Genomic DNA, 12,928 nt, shown 5'->3' with positions numbered 1-12,928 from the left:
TCAAAAATGTTAAAAAAGATAATAGACCGTCCGGTACTGGCGACGGTAATATCCCTTATTATTGTCATTTTAGGGATAATAGGATTAAACCAGCTGGCGGTGACCAGATTCCCGGATATTTCTCCTCCTACCATCACCGTTTCAGGATCTTATCCGGGAGGAAACAGTGAAACGGTGATCCGTTCCGTGGTAACTCCGCTGGAAGAACAGATCAATGGAGTGGAAGATATGGAGTACATGAAATCTTCTGCAAGTAATGATGGTACATTTTCTATCTCCATTATATTCAAACAGGGAGTAAATGCAGATCAGGCCGCAGTAAATGTGCAAAACAGAGTACAGCAGGCCACCCCGATACTTCCTCAAGAGGTAGTGAGAATGGGACTGACCACATCCAAGCAGCAGAACAGTATGGTATTGATTTTCAATATTTATACCGAAGACAACAAACAATATGACGAAACTTTCCTTCAGAACTATGCGAATATTAACCTTATTCCGCAGGTCAAAAGGGTAAAAGGAGTAGGACAGGCCATGGTATTCGGGTTGAAAGATTATTCCATGAGAATATGGCTTAACCCTCAGAAAATGTCATCTTATGGCCTTGAACCTGCAGATGTTTCCAGAGCAATTGCAGACCACAGTTTAGAATCTGCTCCTGGTAAACTTGGAGAAGAATCAGATGCTGCGTTGGAGTACGTCATCAGATATAAAGGAAAGAAAAACAAACCGGAACAATATGAAAATATTATTGTTAAAAATACCGGAAGCCAGGTAATCAGGCTTAAAGATGTAGCCCGTGTGGAATTTGGAGCCATTTCAAATACAGGAGATAACCTTTCCAATGGGAAAAATGCGGTTACGGTAGCGATTATGCAAACCACGGGTTCCAATGCCAATCAGATTGAAATAGGAGTCAATAAAGCTCTTGATCAATTATCAAAATCATTCCCTCCGGGTATCAAATACACGAGTGTAATGAGTACTAAAGAAAGATTGGATGAAGCTACAGGACAGGTGAAATCTACTTTGATAGAAGCATTTATACTGGTATTTATCGTAGTATTTATTTTCTTACAGGATTTCAGATCTACCATTATTCCGGCAATAGCCGTTCCGGTAGCAATTATTGGTACTTTCTTCTTCCTTCTGGTCTTAGGATTTACCATCAATGTATTGACCCTTTTTGCTCTCGTACTAGCCATCGGTATTGTCGTAGATGATGCCATTGTAGTGGTGGAAGCCGTCCACAGTAATATGGAAGGAACCAATCTTTCCGGAAGAGAGGCTACCCACAAAGCGATGAGTGAGATCACAGGAGCTGTTATTTCTATTACCTTGGTAATGTCGGCAGTATTTATACCAATCGGGTTTATGTCCGGATCAGCAGGATTATTCTATAAGCAGTTTGCCTATACATTGGCCATCGCCATTATTATTTCGGCTGTCAATGCATTGACTTTAACTCCAGCTTTATGTGCTGTATTTTTGAAAAATAACCATGCAGGAGAAGGTAAAAAACCGAAAGGATTCGGACAGAGATTTGCGGTAGCATTCAATGCAGGGTTCGGTAATATGACCAACCGCTATGCCAAAGGAGTTAGATTTTTAATAGGACGTAAATGGATTGCAGGAGGATTAATCGTAGCGGTTATCGGGGTTGCAGGATGGCTGATGTCAAGCACTCCTAAAAGTTTTGTACCGATGGAAGATGATGGATTCTTCATGTATACCTTAAGTATGCCTCCCGGAACAGCATTGACAAAAACTACGGAAGTTTCCAATAAGATCAATGAAATCTTAAAAGGAGTAGACGCAGTGAAGGAAAACACTTCCATTACAGGATACAATCTTCTTAGCAACAGTGCAGGGCCTGCTTACGCTATGGGGTTTGTTAAGCTGAAACCTAAAAAAGAAAGAGGTGAAGTTCAGGATATTCAGGCGGTTGTAGATATGGCTAATGAAAAGTTGGGAGTCATCAAGGAAGGAAGTGTAATGACCTTCAGAATGCCTCCGGTGGAAGGATACGGAATGACGAATGATGCAGAAATCGTACTTCAGGACCGTATGGGAAGAGATCCTCAGGTTCTTAAAGCTAAAGCAGATGAATTGATTGGTCAGCTGATGCAGGTTCCAGAAGTAGGATTTGCCTATACGATGTTCAGAGCAGATTATCCTCAGATGGAGCTTGAAGTGAATGAAGATAAGGCAAAACAATTGGGAGTAAGCATTTCAAACCTGCTGGGAACGGTTCAGACCTATTTCTCAGGAGACCAGTCTCAGAATTTCTCCAGATTCGGGAAGTTTTACAGAGTAAATATTAAAGCTGAAGGGGTTTTCAGAATGGATGAGCAGGCCTTCAATGATATATTCGTAAAGAATGAAAAAGGAGATATGGTACCGGTAAACACACTTATTACTTTGAAAAAAGTTTATGGTCCGGAATCTGTTCAGCGTTACAATCTTTACAACTCATTAAATATCAACGTATCTCCAAAACCTGGAGTGAGTAACGGAGAATTGATGGGTAAACTGGAACAGACTTTAAGCAAATTACCTTCTGACTACAGTTACGAATGGACAGGATTGAGTTTGGAAGAGAAATCTGCAGGAAATCAGACGATCGCGATCTTCGGTTTATGTTTGCTTTTCGTATATCTTTTGTTGGCAGCTCAATATGAAAGTTATATTCTTCCTCTGGCAGTAATGCTTTCCATCCCAACAGGAATTGTAGGAGCGTTTTTGGGAATAAAAGCCATTGGTTTGGATAATAATATTTATGTACAGGTAGGATTGATTATGCTTATTGGCCTTCTAGCCAAAAATGCAATTCTGATTGTTGAATTTGCCATCCAAAGGAGAAAAGCAGGACTTTCAATTCTGGATTCTGCGCTGGAAGGAGCAAAAGCCAGGCTACGACCAATTATTATGACCTCATTGGCTTTTATTGTAGGAATGATTCCACTGATGATTTCTTCAGGAGGTATGGCTTCAGGAAACAAATCTATCAGTACAAGTGCTGCAATGGGAATGCTGAGTGGAGTGGTTTTAGGGGTTTTTGTAATTCCTGTACTCTACATGTTCTTTCAGTATCTGGACGAGAAGTTCTCTACCAAAAAGAAGTATAACACGATAGAAAATCAATTGACAAATGAGAATATTTAATATAAAAAATTTCCTTATTTCAGGCGCAATGGCATCACTTCTGATGTCTTGTGCCGTAGGGAAAAAATATACAAGAACAGATCTTCAGGTTCCCGAAACGTACAAAGAATCTGTACAGGTAACAGGAGATACGATGGTGCTTCCGTGGAAAACCTTTTTCAAAGATCCTAAACTGATTGGGTTAATAGACAAAGCCCTTTCCAGAAATAATGAAGTGAATGTTGCCCTGAAAAATATAGAACAGCTGGATCTCGTTTATAAGCAGGCCAAATTGTCTTTGATGCCGACGTTGGACCTCAGTGCAGGAGCCAACAGAAGCTGGGCCTCCAAAAATACCCTTAACGGTTCTCTTAATGAACAGTTTGTAGGGACAAAATACATGGATGACTTTAGTGCTGCCCTAAGACTTTCCTGGGAAATAGATATCTGGGGAAAAGCTAAAATGCAGAAAGAATCTGCCGCTGCAGAATATTTTGGGCAAAAAGAAAACTTAAATGCCATCAGAAGCAGAATAGTTGTTCAGGTGGCTCAGGCTTATTACAACCTTATCAGTCTGGACGAACAGCTGAAAATAGCCGAACAGAATATTGAGCTGAGTAACAATACCCTTACAATGATGAATCTGCAGTTTACAGCAGGACAGATTAATTCATTAGCCGTTCAGCAATCCGAAGCGCAGAAGAAAACAGCCGAGTTACTGATTCCTTTAGCGAAACAGAATATTTCTATCCAGGAAAATGCATTGAGTATTCTTTGTGGGGAATATCCTGCGAAGATAGAAAGAGAAGGAAACCTTAAAACAATGATTCCTGAAAATAAGCTGTCAGAAGGATTGCCAGCACAATTGCTGAGCCGCAGACCGGATCTGAAGGTTGCTGAATTTAACGTTATCAGTCTGAATTCAAAAACCGGGTTGGCAAAAGCAGCTATGTATCCGAGTATCAGCTTAAGCCCGCAGATAGGAGTAAACTCTAATAAATTCAGCTCATGGTTTGATATTCCAGGATCCATTACCAAAGCCATTGCTGCAAATCTTGCCGCCCCAATTTTCCAGAAAAAGCAACTGAAAACAGCTTATGAGACCGCTTTGATTGAACAGGAAAAAGCAGCCATCAACTTTAAACAATCTGTAATGACTGCCGTTGGAGAAGTATCCGATGCCATGGCCAGGTCTAAAGGCTCTTCAGAAAGACTGCTGCTTTTAGATCAGAGAACAGCTATTCTTGATAAAGGAATTAATGATGCCCTGAAACTGTATAAAAGTGGTATGGCAACGTATCTTGAAGTGATTACTGCTCAGAACAACAAACTTCAGAATGACCTGGAAGCCATTAATGTAACCCTTGAAAGATTAAATGCTGAAGTAGATCTGTACCGATCACTTGGTGGTGGAGTACAATAAAATGGAAAAGGATAAATAATAAAAGGAAGCTAGATCATATAGCTTCCTTTTTTGTTATTTCTGAGGGTAGATACAATTTCGTTTTTACATCAGGTCCGAAATTTGCAGAAGAGTGGTGAAATTTTATATTCATTAAATCAGTGGTTTATGAAAAATTTCATCTTTTTTTTCAAAATAGATGCAAGATTTTTGAAAAATGAGATTTATATAGATGAGTACTCGAAAATAATTAATGTTTAACGAAAAAAGTAATGCAATGAAAAGATTGACAGTACCCCGATTTTTTATAACAGTTTTAATGGTTTTGGTAGGATTTACGCTATCCTCTTGTAATGATAATGACGGACCGGATATTCCACCTGTGAAAATGGAAGACTTAAAAGGAAACTATAAAGGTAAGCTGGTTATTGTACAGGGAAATAGCAAAAGAGAAGGAGTAAAAGAGTTTAAAGTAAAAAAAGACACCATCTCATTTGCTGAGTTTCCAATAGAAGAAATTGTAAAGACTGTGGTGAAAAATCCTGCAAAAGCAGAAGCCGCATTAAAATCAATGGCAAAAGTGAAGTATGACCTTAAGTATGCTGCCGTAATTAATACAGCAAATAATGTGATAGAACTTACTTTAACTCCAAAAACTATGGAACTTCAGATTCCTGTAGACGGAATGAATAAAAAGACTGTTGTAGAATTTGTATCTAAGCAAAAAGGATATTATGTAGGGTTGGATCAGACACTTAGATATGCTATCACAGCAGAAAAAATTACAGTAGACGGTACATTGGTTACTCCTTACCAGGTGATTGACTATAACTTTCCGTTCTGTATAAAGAATTAATTAATAGATATTATCATCAATGGATTGCGCTTTATTATTAAGATGCAATCTATTTTTGCTTGACAGTTTTAAAACATCCCACTGGGTACGGCCGCAGCATTATATGGAAGAAAGTAAAGAACAGATTTTGGTAAAGCACCTTCTGAAGAAGGAGGAAGCTGCCTGGAAAGAGCTTTTTGGAGCTTATTCCGGAAATCTGACCTATGTCTGCTCCCGTTATGTGGCTGAGAAAGAAGATGTACATGATGTGCTTCAAAACAGTTTTATCAAAATGTTCCGTTCAATAGAATCTTTTGAGTACAGAGGAAATGGTTCTTTGAAAGCCTGGATGACCCGTATTACTGTCAATGAATCTTTGAAGCATATCAAACAGAAAGGGGATTTTAAATCTGCGGTGGAAGTAGATGATCTTCCTGATGTTCCTGATGAAGAAGAACCGGATTTTGAAGAGATTCCGCGTAATGATATTATGATGATGATAAAATCTCTTCCTGAAGGGTACAGAACTGTTTTCAACCTGTTTGTATTTGAGAAAAAAAGCCATAAGGAGATTGCCGGACTGCTGGGAATTGCAGAAAATTCTTCTGCATCTCAGTTTCACCGTGCAAAAGGACTGCTTGTTCAGAAAATAAAAGAATTTAAAATGTCAAAAAAAGCACAATATGAATAATGAATGGCTAAATAACCTGCGAAGCAGAATGGATGACCATGAAGAGGACGTTCCGGAAGGATTGTGGGATGACATCAAAGGTGAACTATTCTCCGGGGAAGAGAGCAACAGCATTCCCGGGTTTATTCCTGAAATTCATGAAGGTGGAGCAGACAAGAAAGAAAAAGGAGTGGGTACAAGACGAAAATCCTTATTCTATCGTCTCGGAGGTGTTGCTGCTGCCATTGCATTGCTTTTTTTGCTGACGAAAATACTGCCACAGGATCATACAGACAAAACTCTGTCTCAGAAACCTGCAGATGTGGAAAAAGAAAAAGAAAAGAATTCTTTAAAACCTCTGGAAACGGAGTCTGTATCAGGCAGTGAAGTGACATCAGAGACAGTGCCTTTTTTAGCTGAAAATAGATCGAATACAGGCGCTCCGAAGAAAACGCAGACACAGAAATATTTTAATACTGAAGGAAAAAATGAAGTAGGGAATAATCAGAATATTCAGGAAATCATCAAACCGCCGGCTGTTGCGGAATTATTTCATCAGGAAAGCAGGATTGCTCAGAAAGTATCTCCTGCTGATGATACAGTAAAAGAAACGGTCGTAGAGAAGACTTCTGATGAGGTTCTTTTCAAACAGGAAGAATTGAAAGAAGTATATGCTGAGAATACAAAACATACTGCTGCAAAATCCCGTGACAAAAAATCATGGATGTTGAGTATGCTTACAGGAAATGTTGCCTCCAACTCTGCAGAACAACAGTTTCCGGGGTATGCTTCCATCACTGGAAAAGCAATGAATGTTGAGCAGGTATGGAGTACTTCCGAGTACCATGATGATCCTCTGACTGCCGTATTACTGGCGAATCAAAGCCAGCCGGTAGAAGCAAGGATCAGACATAAAGTACCTGTTACGTTCGGATTATCCCTTTATTATAATTTAGGAAAAAGATGGGGAATAGGAACGGGGCTGAACTATACGAAACTGGCTTCTGAACTGCATTCAGGTACCGAGAACAATTATATTAAAGGAGATCAGACGGTTCATTATATAGGAATTCCTGTTCAGGTCAATTATAATGTCATTCAGAAAGGAAGGTTTACAGGATATATTACAGGCGGAGCACTCGTGGAAAAACCTGTGTCGGGAAGTGTTACAACAACCTATGTGGTGAATGATGAAATAAAAGATAGTTCAAAAGAACGTCTTGATCATAAGCCAATACAGTTTTCTGTTAACACTGCAGTAGGATTTCAGCTGAAGGTCATAGACAAAGTTGGAATTTATGCAGAGCCGGGGATAGGATATCATTTCAAGGAAGAAAATGCTCCTAATACCCTTTATAAAGAGAAACCGCTTCATTTTAATATGAAATTCGGGATCAGAGTGCTGTTGGATTGATGTAGAGGATTTTTAGACTAAAATCACACTTAATAATCTATATATGAAAACAAAACTAATTTTTTTAGTGGTTTTATTATTCAGCGTTATGAATATAAAAGCACAGTGTACCCCTACAATTACCAGCCCAAGGCTTAACCAGCAATATTCTGGAACCATCTTATTCTGTAATACGGAAGACGAAATACTTTCCACTATACAGACTTATACAAGCTATCAATGGTATAAGCAGGAATGGACCTGGCAGACACCCAACAACAACCCTTGGGTAGCCATTCAGGGAGCTACATCGCAACATTTGACTGTTAATGGAAGTGAGCAGCTGAATTATTTTAAAGTTAAAGTTACAGAAGGAGACTGTACAGCAGAAAGCCCGGCTGTATTAGCAGACGGATTTGTATATGGCCTTCCAGCCATGATGACAACCTATACTCCTGGAACGTATCAGGAAAATGGAGGAGTAGTGAGTGTATGCAACGGTGCTTCTGTACAGTTTGATAATATATTTCCTGTAGTATATGGCAAACATATCTGGTTCAGATGTGTACCCAGCAGCAATCCTCCGGTGGCGGGAGAGCCTTGCATCATCCCTGGAGTGATAGGAGATACTTATGTGGCAACAAGTTCCGGAAAATATGGGTTTTATGCCTGTACAGAATATTGCCCGGACGAATGTCAGATGCTGGCTACATTCGCATTTGTTGAGCTAAATTTCGGGGATTGGGATTTTTGTACCAATTTGGGAACAGGAGAGACGAAAAGTAAAGATAATAATCTGAAGATCTATCCCAATCCTACAGCCCAACATCTTTATATAGGAAAAGAATCAGACAAAATTTATAAAGAAGTAATTATTATAGATATGTCTGGTAAGCTTGTCCTGAAGAAAAATGACCATCGGTATAATCAGGCGATTGATGTAAGTCAGCTGGTACCAGGGAACTATATCATTATTTCTAAAAGCGCAGATGGAAAAGAATATAAAAATAGATTTATAAAGAAATAAGATTATATAGTCTGAATATGTTAAAATATTGATTGTGGGAAGGAAGATTGGATGTCAGAAGAGGGATGTCCCTTGTCTTGAAGAAGAACTAGAGTAATTTATTTTAATACTTTACGCTCAATAGATAAAGTTTCATCCTTGTTAATCTATGACGGTCATAATTACCCCAAAAGGAACCCTCTCTTTCCGGCATCCGGCTTCCTGACTCACACTTGATCATTTTATCCAAAATTCAGATGAAATAATTTCTTTCGTTAGTTTTTAATAATGGTTGGATCGGTACAAATCTTTTTGTGCCGATTTTTTTATTTCATCACCAGTGGAACCTTTTCTGTACTAAAGTTTCCATGGGAAATTTTAATATGATTTCTTCTTAAAGAATCCAGATCGGAAGAAGTCAGCTGTTCTTTGATAATTGTGCTGTCAAAGTCTACCACAATTTGAATAAAATATTTCCTTCCTTTTTTTGATAGGATAATAAAAACTTATATCAGGGACATGATTGGCCAAAAGAATGAAAAAGATATCTAAAGAGCTGTCAGCTTAGGTTTTGTGTATACCCTTTGCTGGCCAACTTCTGTCTTTTAGATCTATAGGGTGACTATTTTCTAGCGGTATGTTTTACTTTTCATATGACTTTTTTCATACATAGAGAATTTAGTAGCGTAATGTTTTTATATTTATATCTGAATGTGAGCTTGTTATGATTTTGTAGCGAGGTTATAAATCAATCAAATTTAATTATAATTAGAATAATTAAAAATAAAATCCTTTTTCCTTTGGGAATTAACAAGTGAACCTTTAATTTTGCTATTTGTAATAATTATAAATAATGAAATTGTATCAGCGTATTTTTATCTTTCTCATTTTTACCCTTACAATTTCCCTCATTAAAGCACAGGATGCTGGTTTTATGGTTCAGGGAATTGTACAGGATCATACAATGAAGGGATTAAACGGAGTAAATGTTTTTGTTGAAAACACAAAAATAAAAACAAAAACCGATCAAAACGGAAATTTCAAGATTAGTTACAAGAAAGGAGAAGCTACATTAGTATTCAGCCTGGATGGCTATAAAAAACTCAAAAAGAAAATAAATTTCGGTAGCGAAGAATCTCCGTTAAATATCCAGTTAGCAGAGGATCATGCGGCTGTACAAGAAGTTGTAGTACACGGTAAAGGTAAAGTAAAAGCACTGCAAGACGGTGCTTTTACTGTTAATGCTATCGATGTTGCTAAATTAGCCAATACCACGGCAGATCTTAATCAGGTTCTGAACAGAACCACAGGGATTAAAGTCCGTCAACAGGGAGGTATAGGTTCCGATTATAACTTCTCTATCAACGGAATGTCTGGTAAAGCCGTGAAATTCTTTATAGATGGCGTTCCTCTGGAAATGCTTGGAAAAGGAGTGGATCTGAGTACATTGCCTGTAAATATGGCAGACCGTGTTGAGATTTATAAAGGAGTAGTTCCTATCCATTTAAGTACAGATGCAATGGGTGGAGCGGTCAATATTATTACTCCGTCAAGCAGCAAAAATTACCTGGATGCAAGTATAAGCCTAGGTTCTTTTAATACTCAGCGTATCAATTTGAACGGACAGTTTAAAGATGATAAAACAGGAATTATCATGCGTATCAACAGTTTTTATAACCATTCGGATAATAATTATCTGATGAAAGATATGAAAATCTGGAATGCTGCTAAAAACGAATACGAGCTAAAAGACTTGAAACGTTTTAATGACAGATATCAATCTGTTTTTGGAATGGCTGAAGTAGGATTAGAAAACAAAAGCTGGGCAGATTCTTTCTTTGTGGGAATGTCACAATCCGTTTTTGATAAACAGATCCAGACCGGTTCCAATCAGGAAGTAGTATATGGTGGGGTAAAGCAAAACGGAGAGGCTCATAATTACTTTATGAAGTATAAAAAAACAGGTCTGTTCAATGATCATCTGGATGTGAATGTATATGCAGGTTTCTCAAAAAGCGTTCAGAAAGCAACAGATACCCTTATGCGTAAATACAGCTGGGATAATACCTTTGAGCCATCTGCTACAAGTGAAAAAGGAGGAAGAACTATCATCATGCAGCATGAAGACCGTCTTTACTCACAGGTAGGAGCCACTTATAAAATAGTTGAGCATCACAAGCTTATCTTCAATTATGTTCTCGACTATCTTAAGAATACCACATTCAATCAACTTGAAGAGGAAAAAAAGAATGTACCTCCGGCGAAGATGACCAAACAGATCTTATCTATGGCTTATCAACAGGAGTTTTTCAATAAACATTGGACTAATATTTTCTTTGCTAAATATTACCAGGTAGGCCTTCAAAAAATGGTATTCGACCCAGTGACCAGAACTGATAATCCGGCAAAAGATCATTTTAGCAGTTGGGGCTACGGCTTCGCTACCACAGTGAAAATTACAAAAGGATTGGGAATAAAAGGATCCTTTGAACGTTCTTATCGTTTGGTAGAACCACAGGAAATTTTCGGAGATGGGGTTGCTGTAACCAGTAATATGAATCTGAAACCTGAAACCAGTAATAATGTAAACGTAGGTTTGTACTATGGTCACCATTGGGGGCAGCATGCTTTCCGTATAGAAGGGGCAGGATATATTCGGGATACAAAGGATTTCATTTATACCGTTCCTAATTTATATAACAGTACTTTCAAATATGAAAACCTGTCTAATATCTTTACACGCGGACTAGAGGGAGAGATAAGTTACCAATACAAAAGACTCCTGAACGTGTTAATGAATGTGAGCTACAACAAAGCTTATGACAATACAAAATTTGCCAACAACAGTGAAGATGTTGTTTCGGCTACTTATAAAAAAGATGTTCCCAACCAGCCTTGGTTATTTGGAAATGTAAATGTAAGTCTTGGTAAAGACGACTGGTTTCAGAAAGACAGCAGGATTGAGCTTTACTACGGTCTGCAGATGACAGAATGGTTCTACAAAAACTGGAAATCCTATGGAAATCCAAGAAACATTCCGATTATCCCAAGACAAACCCTTCACAACATAGGTATTAGCTATTCCATGAAGAACGGGAGATATAATTTGGCATTCGATGTAAGCAACGTTGGGGATGCACTGGCTTATGACAACTTCAAACTTCAGAAGCAGGGACGCGCTTTCTATTTAAAATTCAGATACCTACTTAAGTAAAAGATCATGACACAATATTTCAAAAACAGTATATTTTTAATACTTGCATGTTTAACCATTTTTAGCTGCGAACGGGAACCTGGTTTCAGTGACTCTGAAAGTGGTGAGAAAGACTATAAATATTTTTTACTTTCCGCTCTCGGAAGCTGGCCCAATACGGTACATTATATGACAGCCACCAACGACCTTACAAAAGGTGAAATGGATATTACCAAAGAAGGGGATGAAATTAATTCCAAAGGAACTTACTCCTATATTGTAAAAAATGGTTTTATCTACAATTATAAAACCGATCAGGGTATTTTCAAAAAATTTAAATATACACAGGATAGACTGACGACTGTAAAAGAAGTGCCTTATACCTACATCAGTGATATTGCCAGCTATGTTTGGATAGATGATCATACTTTGGTTATTGTAGGAGATACAGGGGATGGCCAGCATATCCGCTATACTGTTTTCAATGCTGCTGACCTTAGTATTGTCCGTCAGGGTGAGATCGAAGGATTTCAGCCTTTCCCAAGTGCTTATAACTTTTATTCGCTGGGTGCCATGACCTATATGGATGGACAGATCTATTTGCAGTATAGCTTCCGTGATGGTAAATGGCTCACTCCTGAATATTACAATTTTGCTGTAATAGATTATAAAACCTTCAAAGTAAAAAATTCTATAACAGATAACCGAAGTTCTGGTGTAGCCAATGGCTCTCCCTATTTCAAAACGACTTTTACAAAAGATAAAGAAGCTTTTTATTACACATGTTTTCCACGTGCAGGAGCAGGAACAAGCGATATTTACCTTTTCAGAGCTCTAAAAGGGGCAACTTCGCCTGATGCAGGATATCAGATAAATCTTACCAATCTTGTTGGGAACAAGCCTCTGGAAACAGTTATCGATTATATTGGTAACAATAAAATGGTTGTCCTGTACCGCGATCCGGCATTAGGAGGTAGCTACAATGGTCGATATGCTATTATAAATATCGAAACCAAGCAGTTGGTAAGGGTCTTGGACGAACTACCGGGGGATGAGCCTTACGAACAAGGTATGTTTGTCCAAAATAACAAATTATACATCGCTGTAAATACCAATAAAGGAGGAAACTATGTTTGGATTTATGATCAGCAAACGGATAAAGTAACTAAAGGAATGAAACTTCCCAATAGTATTTCAGGATTTGCACGTTTTGATAAATTATATGACTAATTAAAGCATATAAATTTCATAGAATATTTGTTTGATTAAAAACCGGGTCTCAAAA

Annotated in this window: 9 protein-coding genes; 8 read left to right on the top strand and 1 reads right to left on the bottom strand. The window is 38.0% G+C overall.

Going from position 1 to position 12,928, the window contains the following annotated elements:
- Positions 1 to 6: 6 nt before the first annotated feature.
- From GFU89_RS13175 to GFU89_RS13150, 6 genes are all read left to right on the top strand, one after another.
- Positions 7 to 3,165: an efflux RND transporter permease subunit gene (locus GFU89_RS13175; RefSeq protein WP_318847560.1), complete on the top strand. Its 3,159-nt coding sequence runs from the start codon at positions 7 to 9 to the stop codon at positions 3,163 to 3,165.
- Complete coding sequence (locus GFU89_RS13170; RefSeq protein ID WP_318847559.1) at positions 3,152 to 4,567, top strand: TolC family protein; 1,416 nt, start codon at positions 3,152 to 3,154, stop codon at positions 4,565 to 4,567. The genes GFU89_RS13175 and GFU89_RS13170 overlap by 14 nt, the downstream gene beginning before the upstream one ends.
- 256 nt (positions 4,568 to 4,823) lie before the next feature.
- Positions 4,824 to 5,402: a DUF4840 domain-containing protein gene (locus GFU89_RS13165; protein ID WP_318847558.1), complete on the top strand. Its 579-nt coding sequence runs from the start codon at positions 4,824 to 4,826 to the stop codon at positions 5,400 to 5,402.
- Positions 5,403 to 5,505: 103 nt separating this feature from the next.
- Positions 5,506 to 6,072 carry an RNA polymerase sigma factor gene (locus GFU89_RS13160; RefSeq protein ID WP_318847557.1) on the top strand — a complete coding sequence of 189 codons (567 nt, stop codon included), beginning with the start codon at positions 5,506 to 5,508 and terminating at the stop codon, positions 6,070 to 6,072.
- Positions 6,065 to 7,465 (top strand): porin family protein, encoded by a 1,401-nt coding sequence (locus tag GFU89_RS13155; RefSeq protein WP_318847556.1) that lies wholly within the window; start codon positions 6,065 to 6,067, stop codon positions 7,463 to 7,465. Before GFU89_RS13160 ends, GFU89_RS13155 begins: the two co-directional genes overlap by 8 nt.
- A 43-nt stretch (positions 7,466 to 7,508) precedes the next feature.
- Positions 7,509 to 8,471 (top strand): T9SS type A sorting domain-containing protein, encoded by a 963-nt coding sequence (locus tag GFU89_RS13150; protein ID WP_318847555.1) that lies wholly within the window; start codon positions 7,509 to 7,511, stop codon positions 8,469 to 8,471.
- A gap of 305 nt (positions 8,472 to 8,776) precedes the next feature.
- On the opposite strand, the gene GFU89_RS13145 is transcribed toward GFU89_RS13150, so the two are convergent.
- The gene (locus tag GFU89_RS13145) at positions 8,777 to 8,908 is read right to left on the bottom strand and encodes a hypothetical protein (RefSeq protein WP_318847554.1); all 132 of its coding nucleotides are present in this window, start codon (positions 8,906 to 8,908) and stop codon (positions 8,777 to 8,779) included.
- Positions 8,909 to 9,303: 395 nt separating this feature from the next.
- On the opposite strand from GFU89_RS13145, the gene GFU89_RS13140 reads away from it, so the two are divergent.
- Complete coding sequence (locus GFU89_RS13140) at positions 9,304 to 11,664, top strand: TonB-dependent receptor (RefSeq protein ID WP_318847553.1); 2,361 nt, start codon at positions 9,304 to 9,306, stop codon at positions 11,662 to 11,664.
- A gap of 6 nt (positions 11,665 to 11,670) precedes the next feature.
- Positions 11,671 to 12,873: a hypothetical protein gene (locus tag GFU89_RS13135; protein WP_318847552.1), complete on the top strand. Its 1,203-nt coding sequence runs from the start codon at positions 11,671 to 11,673 to the stop codon at positions 12,871 to 12,873.
- Positions 12,874 to 12,928: the final 55 nt, after the last annotated feature.

The sequence above is a fragment of the Chryseobacterium sp. JV558 genome, from assembly GCF_033712365.1.
Lineage (GTDB): Bacteria > Bacteroidota > Bacteroidia > Flavobacteriales > Weeksellaceae > Chryseobacterium.
The sequence above is the reverse complement of the archived record's forward strand: the minus strand, read 5'-3'. Positions and strand labels throughout refer to the sequence as shown.

What these genes read in the sequence shown, in the direction of transcription:
- GFU89_RS13175 (WP_318847560.1), top strand. Translation starts at nt 7, where the DNA reads ATGTTAAAAAAGATAATAGACCGTCCGGTACTGGCGACGGTAATATCC.
- GFU89_RS13170 (WP_318847559.1), top strand. Translation starts at nt 3,152, where the DNA reads ATGAGAATATTTAATATAAAAAATTTCCTTATTTCAGGCGCAATGGCA.
- GFU89_RS13165 (WP_318847558.1), top strand. Translation starts at nt 4,824, where the DNA reads ATGAAAAGATTGACAGTACCCCGATTTTTTATAACAGTTTTAATGGTT.
- GFU89_RS13160 (WP_318847557.1), top strand. Translation starts at nt 5,506, where the DNA reads ATGGAAGAAAGTAAAGAACAGATTTTGGTAAAGCACCTTCTGAAGAAG.
- GFU89_RS13155 (WP_318847556.1), top strand. Translation starts at nt 6,065, where the DNA reads ATGAATAATGAATGGCTAAATAACCTGCGAAGCAGAATGGATGACCAT.
- GFU89_RS13150 (WP_318847555.1), top strand. Translation starts at nt 7,509, where the DNA reads ATGAAAACAAAACTAATTTTTTTAGTGGTTTTATTATTCAGCGTTATG.
- GFU89_RS13140 (WP_318847553.1), top strand. Translation starts at nt 9,304, where the DNA reads ATGAAATTGTATCAGCGTATTTTTATCTTTCTCATTTTTACCCTTACA.
- GFU89_RS13135 (WP_318847552.1), top strand. Translation starts at nt 11,671, where the DNA reads ATGACACAATATTTCAAAAACAGTATATTTTTAATACTTGCATGTTTA.